We start from the raw sequence: 22,310 nt of genomic DNA, 5'->3' as shown, positions 1-22,310 counted from the left end.
GGAAAGGATTCGGATCAGGCTGGAACATGCAATCTGCATCTGTGCACTCCGTTCCGTTATCAGGAAGAAAGGGTACGGATCAGGTTGGAATAGTCTTCCTTGATGTCGTGACTCTCTTCCTTCAGCTGCTCGATCTTGCGGCAGGCATGAAGAACCGTGGTGTGGTCACGGCCACCAAAGGCATCCCCTATCTCAGGCAAGCTGTGGTTGGTCAGCTCCTTGGCCAGCGCCATCGCCAGCTGGCGCGGGCGGGCAACGGAACGGGAGCGACGCTTGGAGAGCAGATCCGCCAGCTTGATCTTGTAGTACTCCGCCACCGTCTTCTGGATGTTGTCGATGGTGACCAGCTTCTCCTGCAAGGCCAGGAGATCGCGCAGCGCCTCGCGCACGAAGTCGATGTTGATGGCGCGGCCGGTGAAGTTGGCGTTGGCGATCACCCGGTTGAGGGCGCCTTCCAGTTCACGGACGTTGGAGCGCAGCCGTTTGGCGATGAAGAAGGCCACTTCGTCCGGCAGATGGATCTGGTTCTCGTCCGCCTTGCGCATCAGGATGGCAACCCGGGTCTCCAGCTCCGGCGGTTCGATCGCCACCGTCAGGCCCCAGCCGAAGCGGGACTTGAGACGATCTTCCACCCCGTTGATCTCTTTCGGATAACGGTCCGAGGTCAGGATGATCTGCTGGTTGCCTTCAAGCAGGGCGTTGAAGGTGTGGAAGAACTCCTCCTGGGAGCGCTCCTTGTTGGCGAAGAACTGGATGTCATCGATGAGCAGGGCATCGACGCTACGGTAATAACGCTTGAACTCTTCAATGGCGTTATTCTGCAGCGCCTTCACCATGTCCTGCACGAACCGTTCGGAGTGCATGTAGATGACTTTGGCGTCTTTCTTGCGATCCTTGATGGCATTGCCAACGGCGTGCAGCAGGTGGGTCTTGCCAAGGCCAGTGCCGCCATAGAGGAACAGCGGGTTGTAGGCACCACCCGGATTGTCGGCCACCTGACGGGCGGCCGCACGGGCCAGCTGGTTGGACTTACCCTCGACGAAATTCTCGAAGGTATAGTTCACGTTGGTGTTGCTCTTGTGGTTTGGCTCGGGCTTGTTTTCGGCCTTGTTTTCCCAGCTCTTGGGAGAGTTATTCACAGGATCGACACCACGGGCTGGCGCCCTGGCGACAGCGACGGGATGAGGGCGATTGCCGATATCAAAACGCAGGGTGGGAGCGTCGGCTCCGCACAGCTCGTTGATGATGCCGTTGACCCGGAGCAGGTACTTGTCGCGTACCCAGTCCAGAACGAAGCGGTTCGGTGCATACAGGGTCAGAGTATTGTCACTCAACTCCGCTTGAAGCGGCCGGATCCACATGCTGAATTCTGCCGAGGGCAACTCATCTTGCAGCCGGTTAAGGCACTGCTGCCATAGCGAAGCAGTCACTCTAGACTCCCGTCAATTGATTAAGTAAAGACCGGCTATTCTACGTTTTTAGTGGCCGGATCTCCAGTTGCTGCCGCACGGATCCAGCAAATAAGATCCTTGACTTTCAAGGATCCAACGCCCCAGGATCCCATTTCATCCCCAAAGTTACCCACAGCCGGATATCGTCAATGTGGACAGAATGGCGCGCTGCGACCATAGTTATTTTATATAACCAAATATCATTTATTTTTTATATTTTATTCCAATAACATCAGCGCCAACCCGTGATTACAACTAAAAATACAGCACTACAGAGAGAGGAATCCCCATGAAATCCACCATCAAACTGATTTCCGGCGCCGCCATTCTGCTGGCCAGCCTGTCCGGCCAGGCCATCGCCCAGGAAACCATCAAGGTCGGCATGTCCGGCAAATATTTCCCGTTCACCTTCGTCAAGCAGGACAAGCTGCAGGGCTTCGAGGTGGACATGTGGAACCAGATCGGTGAGCGCACCGGCTACAAGGTCGAGTTCGTGACCGCCAGCTTCTCCGGCCTGTTCGGCATGCTGGAAACCGGCCGCGTTGACACCATCTCCAACCAGATCACCATCACCGACGAGCGCAAGGCCAAGTACGCCTTCTCCCAGCCCTATGTCTATGACGGTGCCCAGATCGTGGTCCGCAAGGGCAACAACACCATCCACGGCATCAAGGATCTGGAAGGCAAGAAGGTCGCCGTCAACCTGGGCTCCAACTTCGAAGAGCTGCTGCGCAAGAACGACCCCAACAAGAAGATCGACATCCGCACCTATGACTCCGCCTTCGAGCAGGATGTCGCCCTGGGCCGCATCGACGCCTTCGTGATGGACCGCGTCTCCACCGCCCAGCTGATCAAGGAATCCAAGCTGCCGCTGCAACAGGCAGGTGCACCGTTCGAAACCATCGAGAATGCCCTGCCCTTCCTGAAGACCCCGGAGAAGCAGGCCGTGCTGAAGAAGGTTGACGATGCCCTCACCGCCATGCGCAAAGACGGCACCCTGACCAAAATCTCCGAAAAATGGTTCGCAGCGGACATCACCAGCAAATAAATGATGGAATTTGACCTCGAGTACACGCTAGGGCTGTTTCCCATCCTGCTCAAATACCTGGGCACCACGATGGAAATGGCCCTGTGGGGATTCGTATTGGCACTCGTACTGTCGCTGATCCTGGCGATAGTACGGGTGTTTCGCGTTCCCGCACTTCACTGGCTGGCGATGCTGTATATCTCGTTCTTCCGGGGTACACCGCTGCTCGTCCAGCTGTTCCTGCTCTATTACGGGCTGCCGCAGCTCTTCCCCATCTTCGTGGGGATGGATGCCTTTACCGCCGCCATCATCGGCCTGACCCTGCACTTTGCCGCCTACATGGCCGAGTCGATCCGGGCAGCCATTCTCGGCATCCACAAGAGCCAGATGGAAGCCGCCCTCAGCATCGGCATGAGTCGGCTGCAGGCGATGCAGCGGATCATCCTGCCCCAGGCGGCCCGCATCGCGACACCATCGCTGATGAACTACTTCATCGACATGATCAAGAGCACCTCCCTGGCGTTTACCCTGGGTGTGGCGGAGATCATGGGCAAGGCCCAGATGGAAGCGGCCTCCTCCTTCAAGTTCTTCGAGAGCTTCATGGCGGTGGCGCTGATCTACTGGGTGGTGGTCATCTTCTTCACCCGCTTGCAGCATCTGCTGGAAGTGCGGCTGAACCGTGCTTATTAAAGGAGGCCTGTCATGATCAACCTAACGGGTCTCTCCAAGGCCTATGACGGAAATCAGGTGCTCAACGGCATCGATCTTGAGGTAAAGAAGGGGGAGATTGTCGTCATCATCGGCCCCTCCGGTACCGGCAAGTCGACTCTGCTGCGCTGCCTCAACCTGCTGGAAACCCCGGATGCAGGGCGGCTCGTCATCGATGACCTCGCCGTGGATCTGGCCAAGGCCAGCGACCAGCAGGCCATCGAACTGCGCAAACGCGCCTCTTTCGTGTTCCAGAACTACGCCCTGTTCGCCAACAAGACGGCGCTGGACAACATCGCCGAGGGGCTGATCACCGTCTGGAAACAGCCGAAGGCGGAGGCTCGTGCCACTGCCCTGGGCATCCTCAAGGACATCGGCCTCGCCGAGAAACAGGATGCCTACCCGGCCTCCCTCTCCGGCGGCCAGCAACAGCGCGTCGGCATCGGCCGGGCCATGGCGGCCCACTCCAAGGTGATCCTGTTTGACGAGCCCACCTCCGCCCTCGATCCCGAGTGGGTCGACGAGGTGCTGGGCCTGATGAAGCAGCTCGCCCGCCAGCACCAGACCATGGTGGTGGTGACCCACGAGATCGAGTTTGCCCGTGATGTCGCCGATCGGGTGATCTTCATGGAAGGAGGCCGGATCGTGGAGCAGGGCCCGCCGGATCAGATATTGGTCGATCCGCAGGATCCCCGTACCCGGGAGTTCCTGCGCAAAGTACTTAAATAGCTCTCTCTTTGGCGGCCTGGCCGCCTTTTTTCTTGAGGGATCCTTGTTTAACCCCGGGTTGCCAGTATAATTCGGGGCCCTTGATCCTCCGGATCCTGCCAGATTATCCCGCTCGGTCGACGAACGGGGCGAGATGGAAAGGAACGGCGGATTGACGAGAAGCTGAACTCTGTTTAGAATTCGGCCTCTTTTGCTAGTCGTCACACGCTATAGCTGGCGCGTCGGCTAAGTGTGACAATCAAAACTGTACAGAAATACGGAATCGAATCATGAAACGTACTTTTCAACCGTCCAACCTGAAGCGCAAGCGCTCTCACGGTTTCCGCGCTCGCATGGCTACTGCCAACGGCCGCAAAGTTCTGGCCGCTCGTCGTGCCAAGGGTCGTGCCCGCCTGGTAGTCTAATGCCTACCCAGCACACCTTCTCTCGGGAGTTACGTCTGTTAACTCCCGAACACTTCAAACGCGTTTTCGCCGAGCCTGTCCGGGCCGCTTCTCCGCAAATTACGCTTCTTGCTTGCCCCAACTCCCTCGAACACCCCCGTCTTGGCCTCGCCGTGCCCAAAAAGGCGCTCAAGCGTGCCGTCTGGCGCAACCGTGTAAAACGAGTGGTTCGGGAAAGTTTTCGCCTCAATCAAGCCAATCTGCCCGCTATCGACATCGTCGTGATCGCCAAGGGTGGCGTGAAGGAGATGGACAACGAAGCGCTGTTCAAGTTACTGGAAAAGCTATGGCGCACTCTGTCACGCCGTTGCAATGGGTAGCAATCAAACTGATACGCCTGTATCAGCTAATCATTAGTCCCCTGCTCGGGCCGCGCTGCCGTTTCACCCCGACTTGTTCCCAATTTGCGATAGAAGCAATCCGACTTCACGGTTTCATAAAAGGCGTTTGGTTAGCCAGCAAACGTCTATTAAAATGCCATCCCTTATCCGAGGGTGGTTATGACCCGGTTCCGCAACCAAAGCGAAGAAACTGAAGACTATGGAATCACAACGCAATTTACTCCTGATCGGTTTGCTGTTCGTGAGCTTCTTGCTCTGGCAACAGTGGGAGTCCGACAAGGCTCCGAAGCCGGCCCCGACTACCGTGGCCCAAACCGAACATTTCGTACCTGAAGCCGGTCAGACCGGTGATATTCCTCAGGTTTCCGAGCAAGCAAATGGTAACGCCGCGCGCAAGCTGATCACCGTCTCCTCCGACGTGCTCAAATTGACCCTGGACACCCAGGGCGGTGACATCGTCTCTGCCGAGCTGCTGGCCCACAAGCTGGAAGAAGGCAAGGAACAGCCGTTCACCCTGCTGACCAGCCAGCCTGCCCACCTCTATGTGGCCCAGAGCGGTCTGGTCGGTCGCAATGGTCCGGACAGCCAGGCCCAGGGTCGTCCCACCTATGAAGCCGCCCAGACCAGCTATCAGCTGGCCGATGGTCAGGATCAAGTCGTCGTTCCGATGACCTGGACCGACAGCAAGGGTGTGGTCTTCACCAAGGAGTTCGTGCTCAAGCGCGGTGATTACGCCGTGGGCGTCGACTACAAGATCGACAACAAGTCTGCCGAGCCGGTCCAGGTACAGTTCTACGGTCAGCTGAAGCAGACCATGACCACGCCGAAGGATCAGGAAGGTCATGCCATGGTGGCCAGTGCCTACCGTGGTGGTGCCTTCTCCAGCGAAGACTCCCGCTACAAGAAGTACACCTTCGACGAGATGAAGGATGCCGACCTGAACAAGACCACCCAGGGTGGTTGGGTCGCCATGCTGCAGCACTACTTCGTCTCTGCCTGGGCCCCGAATGCCAACGACACCAACAGCTTCTACAGCCGCGTGATCCCGGGCAAGGACCAGGCCATCATCGGCTACAAGGCGCCGCTGGTTGACGTCGCTGCCGGCCAGCAGGCCGAAGTGAGCGGCAAGCTGTGGATCGGTCCCAAGCTGCAGGATCAGATGGCCAAGGTGGCAAACCACCTGGATCTGACCGTCGACTACGGCTGGCTCTGGTTCATCGCCCAACCGCTGCACTGGCTGCTAACCGTGTTCCACGGTTTCGTCCAGAACTGGGGTCTGGCCATCATCATGCTGACCCTGCTGGTGCGCGGCATCATGTTCCCGCTGACCAAGGCCCAGTACACCTCCATGGCCAAGATGCGCATGCTCCAGCCCAAGCTGGCTGCGCTCAAGGAACGCTTCGGTGACGATCGCCAGAAGATGTCCCAGGGCATGATGGAGCTGTACAAGAAGGAGAAGGTCAACCCGCTGGGCGGCTGCCTGCCCATCCTGGTACAGATGCCCATCTTCATCGCCCTCTACTGGGCACTGATGGAGTCTGTCGAGCTGCGCCACGCGCCGTTCGCCCTGTGGATCACCGACCTGTCGGTGAAGGACCCCTTCTTCGTGCTGCCAATCCTCATGGGTGCCTCCATGTGGTATCTGCAGAAGATGAGCCCGACCACCATCACGGACCCGATGCAGCAGAAGGTGATGCAGTTCATGCCGATCATCTTCACCTTCATGTTCCTCTGGTTCCCGGCAGGTCTGACTCTGTACTGGCTGGTGAGCAACGTCATCTCCATCATCCAGCAGACCATCATCTATCGTCAGCTGGAGAAGAAAGGCCTGCACTCACGCAACTGATGCGCAGCCCATCTTTCCTGATGACAAAAGAGGCGGCCTTCGGGCCGCCTTTTTTATTACAATGTCCCCCACCCTCTTACTCATTCAGCCAACCAGCGAGTCAAGCAAGATGACAACAGATACCATCGTGGCCCAGGCCACCGCCCCCGGCCGTGGCGGCGTCGGCATAGTCCGCGTCTCCGGCCCTGCCGCCGAGCGGGTCGCCGAGATAGTGCTCGGCAAGCTCCCCAGGGTGCGTTATGCCGAATATCTGCCGTTCAGGGACGAGCAGGGCCAGGCGCTGGATCAGGGCATCGCCCTGCTGTTCAAGGCCCCCAACAGCTTCACCGGCGAAGACGTGCTGGAGCTGCAGGGCCATGGCGGCCCCGTCATTCTCGACATGCTGATCCGCCGCATCCTGCAGATCGACGGCATCCGCCCCGCCCGCCCGGGCGAGTTCAGCGAGCGCGCCTTCCTCAACGACAAGCTGGATCTGGCCCAGGCCGAGGCCATCGCCGATCTCATCGAAGCCTCCAGCGAGCAGGCCGCCCGCAGCGCCATGCACTCCCTCCAGGGGCAGTTCTCCGGCAAGGTTCAGCAGTTGGTGGAGAGTCTCACCCGGCTGCGCATCTATGTGGAAGCGGCCATCGACTTCCCGGATGAAGAGATCGACTTTCTCTCCGACGGCAAGGTGGCGGGTGACCTCTACGCCATCATGTCCGAGCTGGACGACGTGCGCGGCGAGGCCAAGCAGGGTGCCCTGCTGCGAGAGGGGATGAAGGTGGTGATCGCCGGTCGCCCCAACGCCGGCAAATCGAGCCTGCTCAACGCCCTCGCAGGCCGCGAGTCCGCCATCGTCACCGAGATCGCCGGTACCACCCGCGACGTGCTGCGCGAGCACATCCATCTGGATGGCATGCCGCTGCACATCATCGACACCGCGGGCCTGCGCGATACCCAGGACAAGGTGGAACAGATCGGCATCGAGCGTGCCTGGGCCGAGATCGAACAGGCCGACCGGGTGCTGTTCATGGTGGACGGCACCACCACGGATGCCGTCGATCCCCACGATATCTGGCCGGAATTCGTTGATCGGTTGCCAAAAAACATCGGCCTCACCGTGGTGCGCAACAAGGCGGACCTGACCGGCGAGGATCTGGCACCGAGCCAGGAGCAGGGCCACGCCGTCTATCGCATCTCCGCCAAGACCGAGCTGGGGCTGCCCGCCCTGCGCGAGCACCTCAAGGCCTGCATGGGCTTCCAGGGCAATACCGAGGGGGGCTTCATGGCCCGCCGCCGCCACCTGGACGCACTGGAGCGCGCCGCCGAACGGCTGCTGGTAGCCAGGGAGCAGCTTGAGGTCTATGTGGCTGGCGAACTGGTAGCCGAGGAGCTGCGCCTGGCCCAGGAGTCCCTGTCCGAGATCACCGGCGAGTTCAGCTCCGACGATCTGCTGGGCCGCATCTTCTCCAGCTTCTGCATCGGCAAGTAATGTGGTGAAAAATCAGCAATAAAAAGCAGCCATAAAGAACATAAGACATTGTAAATATTGGACTTTGTTTTTTACTGGCTGTTCTTACCTGATCTTGTTTCGTGAGAATTTACCCCGAGAGTACCCCGAAGTAACCTCTTGGGGTACTTTTGGGGGACACTCATGAAGATCAGCATCGAATACCGCGCACCGGACGCCGAAGGCAAGCGCACTGCGCGCTTAACCTACTACGCCGGCTCCTACCTTGATCCCGCCACAGGCATCCGCAAGCACAAGCGCAGCAGAGAGACCCTGGATCTCTTCCTGTACGACAAGCCGCGTACCCCGGCACAGCGGCTTCACAACAAAGAAACCCAGCGGGCAGCGGAAGCCATTCGCGCCAAGCGGCTCTTCGAATACGAGACCGGCAAACACCATCTGGATTTATCGAGCGCCCACAAGGCCAGCTTCTTTGAGTACTTCCAGGAAGTGACCGACCAAAAGGCGGCAGGCAGCAAGAGCAACTATTCCATCTGGGTGTCTACCCTCAAGCATTTGCGCCAGTACCATAAACTGCCTGATTTGACTTTCGAGGAGGTCGATCAGCTGTTCCTGGAGGGTTTTCGGCACTACCTGATGCACAAGGCCCGCACCAAAAGCGGCACGCCACTGAGCCGCAACACCCAAAGTGCCTACTTCAACAAGTTGAGGGCAGCCCTGAACCAAGCAGAGCAGGAGCGGCTGCTGATGGATAATCCGGTACGACGCGTCAAAGTCATCCAGGGAGAGAAGAACAAGCGCGTTTACCTGACCGAAGACGAGGTACGAGCCCTGGCCCAGGCCGAATGCCGCTATGACGTTCTTAAGCGCGCCTTTCTGTTCTCCTGCTGCACTGGCTTGCGCTGGTCCGACATTCACAAGCTAACCTGGGCAGAGCTTGAGCCCTTCTACGGCCATTACCGAATCGTCTTCACCCAGAAGAAGACTAGCGGCCTGCAATACCTGGATTTGAATGACATGGCGATGCAGCTGATGGGGCGCCCAGGCAAGGCAACAGAGCGGATCTTCAAGGGCCTCAAGTACTCGGCTTGGCACAACATGGAGCTCACCCGGTGGGCGTTGCAGGCCGGGATCACCAAGAAGGTCACCTTCCACAGCGCACGCCATACCTTCGCCGTCATCCAGCTTAACCGCGGCGTCGATATCTATGCCCTCTCCCGCTTGCTGGGGCACAGTGAGCTGAGAACTACCGAGATCTATGCCGACATCCTTGAATCGCGGCGCCGAGATGCCATGCTCCATTTCCCCAACGTATTGGAGTGATAGAAGATGGGACGCACCCTTGACGAGATCCTGGCCTGTGAGAAGCCTGAGGTGGTCGCAGCCGCCAGGCAGCAGGCGGAGCAGTTGCTTGGCCAGTTACCAAAAGAGGCAGAACCTGGCCAGGAAGAGCCAACAAAAGCGCCGGCGCCACCCAGCGCTGGTGTAGATGATCTTAGATAATCTAGATCGGATTTCAGGATCGCCCTGCAGCCCAAGTAGCACCTGGGTTTCGCTCAATTGGTTTGTGACCATTATCGTGAGCTTTGTGACCACTTTCGTGATGGTCTGTGACCATTATCGTGATAGCGCAGGCCGGCCTATGGTGAACCGCCCCTTGGCATGTTCATTTATTGACCAACCCAGTTCAGCCAGTTCATCCAGTGCCTTGCGGACTCGCGATTGCCGCTTGCGGTGGGTGGCCATGCTTGCCTCCTCAGGAAAGACATAAGCGACCAAGGTGTCTAATTGCACCACTCTACTCTGGCCACCATCGACCCAGGCACATAGCCGCTGATGCAACAATCTGGTGATGCTGCCATTCAGGCGCCGCACTTCTGTCATGTCGATACGAACATGACGACCAGTGCCCATAATGGCGGAGGTCAGCAAAGGATTGAGCGCCACAAAGAGCCCGTCGGTCAGGGCATCGCTGGCATAGTTCGCCAGCAGACGAAAACCGCTGCGCTGGCCAGCCACCTGCGCTATTACTGACACCTTCCACAACCGCTCGACACAGCGGCGCACCGTGTTGGTGTCACGAGGGTTGGCGTAGCCAACCTCCTTGGCCAGTTTGCGCAGGCTGCTTTTGACCACCAAGACGCGTTGCTGATTGGCGGCCCAGCGAGGCTCTAACAGGGTCCGTAAGGTGTTACCCTCCCCAGTAGCGGCAATGGGTTCGATGATGGCGCTGTAGTCCTCGATACCAGCCAGGGCAACCAGCCCCTGAAGCACGCGAAGGTCATCGGCACCCAGCGGCTCTGGCCCGGAAAACTCAATCTGATTGCCCCCACCGAATCGATACACCACATCCAGCTTGTCTCGGCGGCGCTGGCCACGAGAGATGGCTCTGAACAATCCTGGAGCCAGGCAGTGCATATGGTCGTGCCGGGCATGGGTCAATTCAAAGCAAGGCACGTTTGCCTCCCGCTCGGCGTGTTACGTCCAACCTGGCAGGGCGCAGCAGGCCATCTTCTTCTCGCACCAGCCAGCGCTCTGGTAGTGGCGGCACATAGTTGCTTTTACTAACCCCAAACCGCACGTAGCGATGGCTCTGCTGTGCCGACACGCTCAGCTGCTGCGCCTCCTTCCTGGTCATGGTGGCGAGGTAGCCCTGCCAGCGGACATTGTCTACCAGCACAGACGAACCACGGCTGGCCTGCTGCTGATCGCCAACCTCCTGGAAGGCGGCCAACTTGCTGGTGTGGTGCAAAAACAGCACGGCGCATCCCTGCCCCATGGCCAGCCGTTCCAACTGACCCAGCACCTGCGTCATGGCACAGGCCGCGTTCTCGTCGGCATTATGAAAACGCCGGAGGGTGTCGATAACGATCAACCTCACGCCCTCAGCCCAAAGGGCAATCGCTTCCAGCCATTGGCTGTCCAACAGGTTGGGGCTGGCTCCCTGAAGCGGTATCAACTTAAGGTCACGCTCAAGCGCCACACGCTGCCCTGCATCAAGGTTCTGACCCAAAGCGAACAAGCGGTGGTGTAGCACCGGCAGAGGGTCCTCGGCAGGCAGGTAGAGCACAGCTCCCTGTTCCAGCTTGCCAAGATCGAGCCAGTCCGGCCCGCCGGCTATCTGCATTGCCAACTGCAGTGCCAGCATGGATTTACCGGCACCGCCTGGTGACACCAAGGCTCCGACACAGCCCACCGGCAGCCCCGGTAAGACAAAGTCGATTGGCTTGGGAGGTTCGGTAAAGGCCGCCTGAAGATCAAGAGGCCAGTGAGATGCAATAAGCTCCCGCTCCATTACAGCCTCACAGCCCGCCATGACGGGCTTGCCGCACGTGCTTAGCCACATGCTCAGTGAGCTCTGAATCTGGGGAGATACGGTGAGAGAGCAACCAGTCCAGCAGTTCATCACGCTTAAAGTAGATCTTCTTACCCTGGGGCTTGTAATGCGGCAGGCGTTTTTCGCTAGTCAGCCGGTACACATAACCAACTGACACCCCTAGCAGCTCGGCACACTCTTCGGCACAAAGCACCTCCTTCAGCGCCTGCCCTTGCTGGCGTACCAGCTGTTTCAGCTCATAAAGCTCTTTCAGAATCGTCCCATTAGGATCGCTGTAAACTGACGGATTTTGTTCGCGCATGCAGATGGTCTCCTAGTTACAAACATCAGCATGCAAGAGCGTACCGGGAGCTTGGCGAAACCCTCGTCGCTGTAGTTGTCCGATTTGGGCACCAAGAGCGTTTTTTGCGGAGGGAAACTTTCACATGTGAAAGCCATACGTAAAACTTCATCTTCATTGATGCAAAAAAAGATCGAGCTTTGTGTTGACGGAACAGAGTCTCATCATAGACACTGGCCAAAGCATCATTAACGATGACGAGAAATTTTGTGAGATTAAAGCTGCATCAAATAGCCACAATCAGCGCCGGTTATCCGTTTCGCGGCAAGATCCCTGAGCACCCCGAGGGGAGTCTGACCGTGGTGCAGATGAAAGACACCTCGTCAGTGTTTGGTGTCGATTGGTCCGGCTGCTTGCGCAGTGAAGCAACGGGCAAGAAAGCGCCGGACTGGCTGCAAACCGGGGATATTCTGGTCGCGGCGCGAGGCAATCAAAACTATGCCGTGCTGGTTGATACCCGGCATGCCCTAATGCCAGCTGTTGCAGCCCCGCACTTTTATGTGGTGCGGCCACAACCTGATGCACTGATACCGGAATTCCTTGCCTGGCAGCTCAATCAGCTGCCCTGCCAGCGTTACTTCGAACTGCATGCCGAAGGCACCCTCACCAAGAGCATTCGCCGTACCGTGCTGGAAGAGGCCCCCATCGCAGTCCCGCCACTCACCAGGCAACACGGTATCATCGCCATGGCCCATACCCTGCGCGAAGAACAGCGGTTGCTAGAAAAGCTCATCGAGAACGGCGAGCGCATGATGAATGCCATAGCCGCAGACTTATTCAACAAGGAGGTAGAGCAATGAACGAGCAGCATCAGCCTTTTGAGCAACTCAAGCAGCTAGATGAGCGAGGCATTGAATATTGGTCTGCCAGGGCTCTGTCCAAACTATTGGGCTACTCCGAATACCGCCACTTCCTGCCGGTGCTGACCAAGGCCAAGGAGGCATGTGACAACAGCGGCCTACCTGCCTCAGACCATTTCGAGGATATCCTCGCATTGGTCACTATTGGCTCAGGCGCCCAACGCGAGCTGCAGGACGTAAAGCTCTCCCGTTACGCCTGCTACCTGGTGGTACAAAATGGCGATCCATCCAAACCCGTCATAGCAGCAGGGCAAACCTACTTTGCTGTGCAAACTCGCCGCCAGGAGCTCGCCGACGACGAAGCCTTCAAGCAACTAAGGGAAGACGAGAAACGCCTATTCCTGCGCAATGAACTGAAAGAGCATAACAAGCAACTGGTCGAAGCGGCACAGCAGGCGGGTGTGGCAACAGGCCTGGATTTCGCCATCTTCCAAAACCACGGTTATCAGGGCCTGTACGGCGGCCTGGACCAAAAGGCTATTCACGCCAAAAAAGGGCTGAAGAAAAGCCAGAAGATCCTGGATCACATGGGCTCCACCGAGCTGGCTGCCAACCTCTTTCGCGCCACCCAAACAGAAGAAAAGCTGCGCCGCGATCAGGTTCAGGGCAAACGCCAGGCCAATGAAACGCACTTCGAGGTTGGCCGAAAGGTACGCCAAACCATAGCCGAGTTGGGAGGCACCATGCCCGAGAACCTGCCCACACCGGACAACAGCATCAAACAAATAGAATCTGCCGCCAAAAAGCTGCAGGACACATCGTCAGAGGATTAAGCAGTGACCGACAAAATCAACCAAGACAGCATTAACAAAGCCCTGTGGGCCGCCTGTGACACCTTTCGCGGCACCATCAGCGCCGACACCTACAAAGACTTCATCCTCACCATGCTGTTTTTGAAGTACATCTCTGATGTATGGCAAGACCACTATGACGAGTACAAAGCCCAGTACGGCGACGAGCCACAGCTCATCGAAGAGATGATGAAAAACGAGCGCTTTGTACTGCCCAAGCAATCCAGCTTCTACGCCCTGTGGGAGCACCGCCATGAACCCGGTAACGGCGAGCGCATTGACCAAGCCCTGCACGCCATTGAAGAAGCCAACGGCACCAAACTCAAAGACGCCGGCAAAAGCGTGTTCCAGGACATCAGCTTTAACACCGACAAACTGGGTGAAGAGAAGCAGAAGAACACCATTTTGCGCCACCTCTTGGAAGACTTCGCCAAGCCGGAGCTCAACCTCAAGCCCAGTCGCGTTGGCACCCTGGATGTGATCGGCAACGCCTACGAATATCTCATCAAAAACTTTGCGGCCAGCGGCGGCCAGAAAGCCGGTGAGTTTTATACCCCGCCGGAGGTCTCTGATCTGATTGCCGAGCTGCTTGCCCCCGAACCCGGCATGAGCATTTGCGACCCGGCCTGTGGTTCTGGCTCCCTCTTGATGAAGTGTGGCCGCAAGGTGGTGGCCAACCACGGCAGTAAGCAATACGCCCTCTACGGGCAGGAAGCCATCGGCTCCACCTGGTCACTGGCCAAGATGAACATGTTCCTGCACGGCGAAGACAACCACAAAATCGAATGGGGCGACACCATCGGTAACCCTAAGCTGCTGGACAAAAACGGCGAGCTGATGCTGTTTGATATCGTTACCGCCAACCCGCCGTTCTCCTTGGATAAATGGGGCCATGACGAAGCCGAGCACGACAAGTTCAGCCGCTTTCGCCGGGGTGTACCGCCGAAAACCAAAGGCGACTATGCGTTCATCCTGCACATGATTGAAACCCTCAAACCCAAAAGCGGCCGCATGGCGGTAGTGGTGCCCCACGGCGTGCTGTTCCGGGGTTCAAGCGAAGGCAAAATCCGCCAAAAGCTGATTGACGAAAATCTGCTGGACGCCGTGATTGGCCTGCCGGAAAAGCTGTTCTTCGGCACCGGCATTCCCGCCGCCATCCTGGTGTTCCGTAAAGACAAGTTCGACGACAAAGTGATGTTTATCGACGCCAGCCGCGACTTTAAGCCAGGTAAAAACCAAAACCAGCTCACCGACGACAACATCAAGAAAATCGTCGCCACCTACAACGGCGGCGCCAATGTCGATAAATACGCCTATGTGGCCAGCCTGAAAGAGATCCAGGACAACGACTACAACCTCAATATCCCGCGCTACGTCGATACCTTTGAAGAAGAGGAAGAAATTGACCTGATGGCGGTACGCGCCGAACGCGATCAACTCAAAGCCCAACTGGTTGAGTTGGAAATCGAGATGGCGAAGTATCTTGAGGAGTTGGGATACAGCTCACAAGGTGGTTTGCAATGAAACTTCCAGATAGCTGGCAAAAAAGACCTCTGGGCGAATTATTCAAAAAAATTGTAGTGGGATACGTTGGCAATGTTAACGACCATTACTGTGATGCATCGAGGGGAATTCCATTTTATCGAACGCTTAATATTCGAGATGGTTACTTTCGTCATGATGAAATTCGTCATGTCACGAAAGAATTCAATGATAAGAATAAAAAATCACAAATTGAAAATGATGACATAGTGATTGCAAGAGTTGGTGCCAATCTTGGAATGGTTTGCAAGGTAAGCGGCCTTAGCGGTATGGCAAACATGGCTAATGCCATCATTATAAAGAACAAGTCAGCGAAAAATGCCAACTCTGACTTCTACACATACTTCCTTCTTTCGCCCTATGGGAAATCACAGATATATGCAGGGGCGGCAGGTGGTGCTCAGGGTGTATTCAACACAAAACTAACTCAAGAAATTAGTGTTCCTGTTCCTCCGCTCCCCGAACAAAATAAAATCGCCCAAATCCTCTCCACCTGGGATAAGGCCATCACCACCACCGAACAACTGCTCGCCAACAGCCAGCAGCAGAAAAAAGCCCTGATGCAACAACTGCTCACCGGCAAAAAGCGCCTGCTTGACAAAAATGGTGTGAGATTTAGTGGGGAGTGGAAGTCGTACCATTTGTCTCATGTGGCTGTAATTGTGATGGGCTCATCACCTAAATCTGAAGCATACAACGAAAATGGAATTGGTCTTCCTTTACTTCAAGGAAATGCAGATATAAAAAATCGCATTTCGGCCCCAAGGATTTTTACTTCTGAAATCACAAAAGAGTGTGAAATCGGTGACATATTACTAAGCGTTCGAGCCCCTGTTGGAACCGTCGCTATATCTGAGCATAAAGCTTGTATTGGTCGAGGAATAGCCGCATTGCATGCCAAGCCTAATTTTGACCAAAGCTTTATCTATCAATTCCTCCTTTGGTTCGAACCGAAGTGGGGCTCTCTATCCCAGGGAAGTACCTTCGAGTCAATAAATAGTGATGACATAAAAAATCTGAAGATTAAGGTGCCTAATTTCGTCGAGCAACAAAAAATCGCCGCCGTACTGTCCACCGCAGATGAGGAAATTACTGCTCTAAAACAGAAGCTCAATGCCTTAAAGCAGGAGAAAAAAGCCCTGATGCAGCAGCTATTGACAGGTAAGCGTCGGGTTCAAATTAACTAAATAGACAAGGAGTGTTTATGTCCGTATCGGAGATGTTTAAAGAGTTTCTCGACAATATCAAGGTTCAGAAATCTGACCAGTTCAAGCAACGCTACGAACAGATTACCAAGGCTTTGAATCTGAAATTCAGAGGGACGGACTCAACCACTGCGAACTCTTTGCAGGTTGGCTCATATGGCAGATACACCGGCATCAAAGGTATATCGGATCTCGATATGGTCTACATCATGCCATCATCAAAATGGGATGATTACAAAGACCATAAGCAGTCCAAGCTTCTAACCGACGTAAAGGAAGCTATTAAGTCTCGATATCCCTCTACTGACGTAAAAGTAGATGGGCTGGTTGTTTCTGTGAAATATCAGAGTTTTCACGTAGAAGTTCAGCCGGTATTCGATCGATATAACTCCGACGGGTCAGGTTACTTTGAATTTCCTCATACCGGAAATGGTGGTAGCTGGAAAAAGACCAAGCCCCGTCAGGAAATGAAAGCCGTCAAAGAGTTAAACGACGAGAAAAATAAAAACCTTCGCCTGCTGTGCAAGATGGCCAGAGCCTGGAAGAACAAGAGCGGAGCCGCCATGGGAGGTTTGCTCATCGATACCCTGGCCTACAACTTCATGAAATCCACGACTGATTATGATGACAAAAGCTACTTGTATTTTGACTGGTTAAGCAGAGATTTCTTTAAATTCCTTGCTGACCAAGATAAAAAAGATCACTACCAGGCTCCCGGCAGTAATCAGGACGTAAAAGTCAAAAAAGACTTCCGAAAAAAAGCCGAAGAAGCCTATGACCTGTGTGTTGAAGCAATAAATGCTGAAGGTACGGCCAAGGCAAATGAAAAATGGCGTGAAGTTTACGGAAGCAATTTCCCTAAAGCCGAAGCAGTCAAGGAAGCTGTAGCAAAAGCCTTGGCAACCTGGAGAGATACAGAGGAGTTCATCGAAGATCAATATCCCATTGATGTTCGCTACAACATGCGTCTGGATTGCGACGTTTCACAAAATGGCTTTAGAGAACACACCCTGTATCAGATGCTTTCTCAACGCATCCCCTTGTTAGCAAATAAAAGGCTTTTATTTAGAGTTGAGGATATAGAAGTTCCGCCACCATTCACTATAAAATGGAAGGTGTTGAACAGAGGTCTGGAAGCACAAAAAAAAGACCAAATCAGAGGGCAAATAGTGACTGATGAAGGGCACATGAGAAGGAATGAGCAAACCTCATTTAAAGGCGAGCATTTTGTTGAGTGTTACGCGATTAAAAATGATGTTGTGGTAGCTCGTGCATCCATTGATGTTCCTATTCAGTGAGGCCTATATGACAAAGTATGACTTGCTTCGAAGCATTGCCCAGAAAGGCTATGACGTAGGGTTTGGTGCCAAGAAGCATTTTGCTTCATATGACATCATTGAAAAAGCGCCGGGACTGATCAGCTTTCTATCAATGGCCTTTGGCATCATTTCTTTGGCGGTAGAAAACTCACCGACCAAATTGATCTCTTCCGGATTTGTTGTGCTAGGGGTGATTGGACTTTATGTCAGCATATGTGACCACGAAAAGGCAAAGTATGCGCAATGCGGCGTTTCTTTAACGAAGATTCTTAACGAATTGAAGGCTTTGTACTTGAATGTGAAAGCTATGGATGAGCAGGCAGATTTTTCTGATTTTGAAGCAAAACTATCAGAGCTGGAAAGTAAATATTACGCCTCCTGCATGAGCAAACAAATTCTCTTGAGCAACTGGTACGCACACTACAAGTTCTTTTGGGAACACCAGATAGACTGGATTGATGAGCAACTGAAGTTCGGACTTTTTAGAGACAAAGTCCCTCTATCGTTGTGGTTTTTGTTGCTCTGTACCCTGAGTGCTCTCGGATACTTTTGGTTCCAGCATGATGTCGTTGAGTTGTTCTGCTCTGCAATGAATAAAGCAGCAGAGGAGTAACCAGTGGATAACGACCTGATCCTCTACACAACCGACGATGGCCAATCCCAGTTAGTGCTGCGTGAACTGGGGGGGCAGGTATGGCTAACCCAACTGGAAATGGCGGAGTTGTACCAAACCAGCAAGCAGAATATCAGCAAGCACGTGAAGGCCATTTTGTCAGACAGGGAGCTGGCTGAAGGGGCAGTTGTCAACTCCAAGTTGACTACTGCGGCGGATGGCAAAGAGTACCTGACTCAGCTTTACGCACTGCCGATGATCATCGCTGTGGGCTATCGGGTACGCTCGACTCGTGGCACGCAATTTCGCCAGTGGGCAACACGTACCTTGGGCGAATACCTGACCAAGGGGTTCGCCATGGATGACGACCGCCTTAAAGACCCTAAATGGGACTACTTTGATGAACTGCTGGAACGCATCCGCGACATACGCTCGTCGGAGAAGCGTTTCTATCAGAAGGTTCGCGACCTATTGGCGTTATCTGAAGACTACCGGGCAAACGAAAAAGAGACGGGATTATTGTTTGCCGAGGTTCAAAACAAGCTGTTCTATGCCGTGACCGGCCACACCGCCGCGGAGCTGGTTGTCGAACGTGCAGCCCCCTCCAAGCCCAACATGAACCTCACCAGTTTTGCTGGCAATAAGGTGCGCAAAGCCGATGTGGTGGTCGCGAAAAATTACCTGCACGCAGACGAATTGGAGAGCCTCAATCGCTTGGTCAGCATGTTCTTCGAGTTCGCCGAGTTCAGGGCGAAAAACAAAGCCCATCTTCGCCTGCAAGATTGGCGTGAGTATGTCGATAAGTTTATGGATTTTAATGAGCAGCCACTGCTCAACAGCGCCGGGCGCATCAGTCGAAAACAGATGGAACAAATTGCCCACAAACATTACGAGGCTTTCCATTTGCAGCGCAGCAGGCAGGAGGCTCTGGCGGAAGACAAAAAAGAACTCAAGGAATTGGAAAGATTAGAGCAACGCCTGAACCAGAAAAGGAAGCAGACAAAGTGACCCAACCCGCCCCCAAATTTCAGGAAGAATACAGTGCCAAGTTACCGGCGCTGACGTTGTTAACCAACCTGGGGTGGTCCTTCCTCTCTCCTGAACAGGCGTTGGCCGCCCGGGGTGGCAAGGCCGATGAGGTGGTTTTACGCCAGGTGCTACGCAGTGAACTCCAGAAGCGCACCTTTACTTTTGCTGGCAAAAGCTACCCCCTGTCTGAAAAGGCCATTGATAACCTGATTGCCGAGGTGTGCAGCCCGGCCCTTAATGAGGGCCTGCTCACGGCTAATGAGCGCCTGTACAACCACCTGTTGTATGGCATCAGCGTGACCGAGTTTGTGGAGGGTAAAAAGGTCAATCCGACGGTTGCGCTGATTGACTGGCAAAACCCGGCCAATAACAGCTTTGTGTTTACCGAAGAGTTTACCGTTACCCGCTCTGGCGGCGTGGAAAGCCGCAGGCCCGACATAGTGTGCTTTGTAAACGGTATTCCGCTGGTGGTGATTGAGGCCAAACGCCCCGATGGCAATGCCAAAAAAGGCCCCACCATTGACGAAGGCATTTCCCAAAGCCTGCGTAACCAGCGCCATGACGAAATTCCGCTGCTGTTCGCCTATAGCCAGCTGCTGCTGTCTATTAACGGCAATGATGGCCGCTATGGCACCTGTGGCACGCCCGCTAAGTTTTGGGCCGCCTGGCGTGAAGAGGACATCAGTGATGCCCAGATGCACACCACCAAGAACAAAGCGCTTAACGACGCACAGTTGGCAAACCTCTTCAGCCATCGCCCGGCAAAAGACCTGGACTGGTACCAAAGCCTTGTCGCGGGGGGCGAGTTGGCGGTGACCGGGCAAGATCAACTGCTGATCAGCCTGTTAAGCCCTGCCCGACTATTGGAGATGACCCGTTACTTTACCTTGTTCGATAAAAAGGCCGGCAAAATCGTTGCCCGTTATCAGCAGGTGTTCGGCATCAAGCGACTGATTGAGCGCATCAATACTCGCAGCAGCACCGGCGGCCGTGAAGGCGGCGTGATCTGGCATACCACAGGGTCGGGCAAGTCATTCACCATGGTGTTTTTAAGTAAGGCGCTGATCCTGCACGACAGCCTGAAACAATGCCGCATTGTGGTGGTGACCGACCGGGTAGATTTGGAAGACCAGCTCAGCAAAACCTTTGCCTCTGGTGGTGAACTGGCCGGTAAGAAGGACAAAGCCGCCGCCATGGCCACCTCTGGCAAACGCCTGGCCGAACAGATCGGCAAAGGCACTGAGCGGATTGTCTTCTCGCTGATCCAAAAATTTAATACCGCCACCAAACTGCCGGAGTGCGTAAACAACAGCGCGGATGTGATTGTGCTGATTGATGAAGGCCACCGCAGCCAAGGCGGTGAAAACCACATCCGCATGAAGCAGGCGCTGCCCAATGCTGCTTTCGTCGCTTTTACCGGCACCCCGCTGCTAAAAGACGACAAGACCACCAATAAATTTGGCCCCATTGTCCACGCCTATACCATGCAACGCGCCGTGGAAGATAAGACCGTAACGCCACTGCTGTACGAAGAGCGCATTCCCGACTTGGACGTGAATGAACGCGCCATCGACAGCTGGTTTGAACGCATCACCGAGGGGCTTTCAGACGAACAAAAGGCCGACCTGAAGCGCAAGTTTGCCAAAAAAGGCCAAGTGTATAGCGCCGATGACCGTATCCGCCTGATTGCCCTGGATATCGCCAACCACTTCGTTAAAAACATCGACGACGGTCTAAAAGGCCAACTGGCCTGCGACAGCAAGCTGTCGGCCATCAAATACAAAAAGTACCTGGATGAGGCAGGCTTGTTTGAATCTGCCGTGGTAATGAGCCCCCCGGACAGCCGTGAAGGCAATACCGCCATAGATGAAGCCGCCACGCCGGAAGTGACCCAGTGGTGGAAAGACAACGTTGGCAGCCAGGACGAACAGGCTTACACCAAACATCTGATTGAGCGCTTCGACAAAGATGACTCTCTGAAGATCCTTATCGTGGTCGATAAGCTGCTCACCGGCTTCGATGAGCCGAAAAACGCTGTGCTGTACATCGACAAACCGCTGAAAGAGCACAACCTGATCCAGGCGATTGCGCGGGTAAATCGCCTGCATCCGAAGAAGCAGTTTGGCCTGCTCATCGACTATCGCGGCATTCTGGCGGAATTGGATACCACCATCGCCAAGTATCAGGATCTGGCCTCCCGTACCCAGGGCGGTTACGACATCAATGATATTGCTGGCCTCTACAACCAGATGAGTACCGAGTACAAGCGCCTGCCGCAGCTCTATAAGCAGCTCTGGGCCATATTCGATGGCGTCAAAAACAAGAACGATATCGAACAGTTGCGCCAGGTGCTGGTTCCAAAGATTGAAGAGCAAAAGCCTTTAGCGCCGGGAGAGAGCGGAGAGCTGGTTGACGTGCATCTAAAGGTGCGTGAAGACTTCTACGAAGCCCTAACGGCCTTCGCCAGTTGTCTGAAAGTCGCCCTGCAATCGGCCACCTTCTTTGAAGATAAAAGCTTTAGCGATGCCGACCGCCGCCACTACAAAGAAACGGTGAAGCAGTTCTCCAGCCTACGCCAACTGGTGCAGCAAGATGCTGGCGAAAGAATCGACTACGACGAATACGCCGATCAGGTGAAAAAGCTGCTGGATAAGCATGTGGTGGGTGTACAGGTCAAAGAGCCCGACGGCGTGTATGAAGTGGGCAAGATGGGCCAATCGACGCAGCCACAAGACTGGAGCGAAGATAAAACCCGCAACGAAACCGACATCATCAAGACCCGCGTAACCCGCATGATTGAGCAGGAGCTACGGGATGACCCTTACGCTCAGGAAGCCTTCTCAGCCTTGTTGCGTCAAGCCATTGAGGAAGCCGAAAAGCTGTTCGACCACCCACTGAAACAGTACATGCTGTTCCGTGAGTTTGAAGAGCAAGTACAAGACAGGCGCCTGGGGGATATTCCCGATGTGTTTGCCGGCAATCGCCACGCCCAGGCCTACTTCGGTGTATTCAAGAAAGTGCTGCCAGCCGCCTTGGCGGTGATGGACCAACAAGTGCAGGACAAATGGGTCAAGGTCGCCTTTGAAATCGACCAGGCGGTAGAAACGTCCGTTGCCGAGCACTCCATCAACCCGCAAAACATCGAAGCCGACATCCGTAAGAAGTTACTGCCGCGAATGTTCCAAGAATGCAAAGCCATTGGCGGCGGCATGGACCAGGCCAAGAACATTGTTGAGATGATTGTGCAGATCACCCGTGTGGGTTTGAGCGGACTGTAAG

Annotated in this window: 21 protein-coding genes; 17 read left to right on the top strand and 4 right to left on the bottom strand. The window is 55.0% G+C overall.

Annotated elements, in window-relative coordinates:
- Positions 1-59: 59 nt before the first annotated feature.
- Entirely contained in the window at positions 60-1,430 is a 1,371-nt protein-coding gene (gene dnaA, locus AB5Y80_RS04625; RefSeq protein ID WP_039040645.1) for a chromosomal replication initiator protein DnaA, read from the bottom strand.
- A gap of 310 nt (positions 1,431-1,740) precedes the next feature.
- Here dnaA and AB5Y80_RS04620 point away from each other — a divergent pair, with 310 nt between their 5' ends.
- From AB5Y80_RS04620 to AB5Y80_RS04580, 9 genes are all read left to right on the top strand, one after another.
- Positions 1,741-2,499, top strand: coding sequence for an amino acid ABC transporter substrate-binding protein (locus AB5Y80_RS04620; protein ID WP_039040644.1), 759 nt, complete (start codon positions 1,741-1,743; stop codon positions 2,497-2,499).
- Positions 2,500-3,168: an amino acid ABC transporter permease gene (locus AB5Y80_RS04615; RefSeq protein ID WP_010672283.1), complete on the top strand. Its 669-nt coding sequence runs from the start codon at positions 2,500-2,502 to the stop codon at positions 3,166-3,168. It abuts the gene before it with no gap.
- A gap of 12 nt (positions 3,169-3,180) precedes the next feature.
- Positions 3,181-3,915 carry an amino acid ABC transporter ATP-binding protein gene (locus AB5Y80_RS04610; protein ID WP_010672282.1) on the top strand — a complete coding sequence of 245 codons (735 nt, stop codon included), beginning with the start codon at positions 3,181-3,183 and terminating at the stop codon, positions 3,913-3,915.
- A gap of 269 nt (positions 3,916-4,184) precedes the next feature.
- The gene (gene rpmH, locus AB5Y80_RS04605; RefSeq protein ID WP_005307156.1) at positions 4,185-4,319 is read left to right on the top strand and encodes a 50S ribosomal protein L34; all 135 of its coding nucleotides are present in this window, start codon (positions 4,185-4,187) and stop codon (positions 4,317-4,319) included.
- On the top strand, positions 4,319-4,678 hold the full coding sequence (gene rnpA / locus AB5Y80_RS04600; RefSeq protein ID WP_010672281.1) for a ribonuclease P protein component: 360 nt from the start codon (positions 4,319-4,321) through the stop codon (positions 4,676-4,678). Before rpmH ends, rnpA begins: the two co-directional genes overlap by 1 nt.
- Positions 4,645-4,893, top strand: a complete 249-nt coding sequence (gene yidD / locus AB5Y80_RS04595; protein WP_010672280.1) for a membrane protein insertion efficiency factor YidD — start codon at positions 4,645-4,647, stop codon at positions 4,891-4,893. Before rnpA ends, yidD begins: the two co-directional genes overlap by 34 nt.
- Positions 4,894-4,898: 5 nt before the next feature.
- On the top strand, positions 4,899-6,545 hold the full coding sequence (gene yidC / locus AB5Y80_RS04590) for a membrane protein insertase YidC (RefSeq protein ID WP_010672279.1): 1,647 nt from the start codon (positions 4,899-4,901) through the stop codon (positions 6,543-6,545).
- Positions 6,546-6,654: 109 nt separating this feature from the next.
- A complete protein-coding gene (gene mnmE / locus AB5Y80_RS04585; protein ID WP_010672278.1) occupies positions 6,655-8,016 on the top strand; it encodes a tRNA uridine-5-carboxymethylaminomethyl(34) synthesis GTPase MnmE in 1,362 nt (453 codons plus the stop codon).
- 162 nt (positions 8,017-8,178) lie between these two features.
- Entirely contained in the window at positions 8,179-9,318 is a 1,140-nt protein-coding gene (locus tag AB5Y80_RS04580) for a site-specific integrase (RefSeq protein ID WP_134695581.1), read from the top strand.
- 294 nt (positions 9,319-9,612) lie between these two features.
- Here AB5Y80_RS04580 and repC read toward each other — a convergent pair whose 3' ends face one another.
- Genes repC through AB5Y80_RS04565 form a run of 3 tightly spaced genes read right to left on the bottom strand, consistent with a single transcriptional unit; the run spans position 9,613 to position 11,633 of the window.
- Positions 9,613-10,392: a replication protein C, IncQ-type gene (gene repC / locus AB5Y80_RS04575; RefSeq protein WP_232098026.1), complete on the bottom strand. Its 780-nt coding sequence runs from the start codon at positions 10,390-10,392 to the stop codon at positions 9,613-9,615.
- Positions 10,393-10,438: 46 nt separating this feature from the next.
- Complete coding sequence (locus AB5Y80_RS04570) at positions 10,439-11,290, bottom strand: helicase RepA family protein (protein ID WP_134695579.1); 852 nt, start codon at positions 11,288-11,290, stop codon at positions 10,439-10,441.
- Positions 11,291-11,297: 7 nt separating this feature from the next.
- The gene (locus AB5Y80_RS04565) at positions 11,298-11,633 is read right to left on the bottom strand and encodes a helix-turn-helix domain-containing protein (RefSeq protein WP_134695578.1); all 336 of its coding nucleotides are present in this window, start codon (positions 11,631-11,633) and stop codon (positions 11,298-11,300) included.
- Positions 11,634-11,881: 248 nt separating this feature from the next.
- On the opposite strand from AB5Y80_RS04565, the gene AB5Y80_RS04560 reads away from it, so the two are divergent.
- The 8 genes from AB5Y80_RS04560 to AB5Y80_RS04525 are packed head-to-tail and all read left to right on the top strand — an operon-like array spanning position 11,882 to position 22,309.
- Positions 11,882-12,472 (top strand): restriction endonuclease subunit S, encoded by a 591-nt coding sequence (locus AB5Y80_RS04560; RefSeq protein ID WP_232098025.1) that lies wholly within the window; start codon positions 11,882-11,884, stop codon positions 12,470-12,472.
- Positions 12,469-13,305 carry a DNA damage-inducible protein D gene (dinD, locus tag AB5Y80_RS04555; RefSeq protein WP_134997016.1) on the top strand — a complete coding sequence of 279 codons (837 nt, stop codon included), beginning with the start codon at positions 12,469-12,471 and terminating at the stop codon, positions 13,303-13,305. Before AB5Y80_RS04560 ends, dinD begins: the two co-directional genes overlap by 4 nt.
- A 3-nt stretch (positions 13,306-13,308) precedes the next feature.
- Positions 13,309-14,847 carry a type I restriction-modification system subunit M gene (locus tag AB5Y80_RS04550; protein WP_134695575.1) on the top strand — a complete coding sequence of 513 codons (1,539 nt, stop codon included), beginning with the start codon at positions 13,309-13,311 and terminating at the stop codon, positions 14,845-14,847.
- Positions 14,844-16,052, top strand: a complete 1,209-nt coding sequence (locus AB5Y80_RS04545; protein ID WP_134695574.1) for a restriction endonuclease subunit S — start codon at positions 14,844-14,846, stop codon at positions 16,050-16,052. The genes AB5Y80_RS04550 and AB5Y80_RS04545 overlap by 4 nt, the downstream gene beginning before the upstream one ends.
- Before the next feature lie 17 nt (positions 16,053-16,069).
- Complete coding sequence (locus tag AB5Y80_RS04540) at positions 16,070-17,368, top strand: nucleotidyltransferase (protein ID WP_134695573.1); 1,299 nt, start codon at positions 16,070-16,072, stop codon at positions 17,366-17,368.
- Between the two features lie 7 nt (positions 17,369-17,375).
- Entirely contained in the window at positions 17,376-18,002 is a 627-nt protein-coding gene (locus tag AB5Y80_RS04535; protein WP_134695572.1) for an SLATT domain-containing protein, read from the top strand.
- A gap of 3 nt (positions 18,003-18,005) precedes the next feature.
- Positions 18,006-19,010, top strand: coding sequence for a virulence RhuM family protein (locus tag AB5Y80_RS04530; protein ID WP_134695571.1), 1,005 nt, complete (start codon positions 18,006-18,008; stop codon positions 19,008-19,010).
- Complete coding sequence (locus AB5Y80_RS04525; RefSeq protein WP_134695570.1) at positions 19,007-22,309, top strand: type I restriction endonuclease subunit R; 3,303 nt, start codon at positions 19,007-19,009, stop codon at positions 22,307-22,309. Before AB5Y80_RS04530 ends, AB5Y80_RS04525 begins: the two co-directional genes overlap by 4 nt.
- Position 22,310 lies beyond the last annotated feature (1 nt).

Origin of the sequence: Aeromonas sp. R2-1, assembly GCF_040908425.1 — a bacterium.
Taxonomy (GTDB): Bacteria; Pseudomonadota; Gammaproteobacteria; order Enterobacterales; family Aeromonadaceae; genus Aeromonas; species Aeromonas caviae.
Note: the sequence above shows the minus strand (reverse complement) of the source record. Positions and strands in the feature narration are given on the sequence as shown.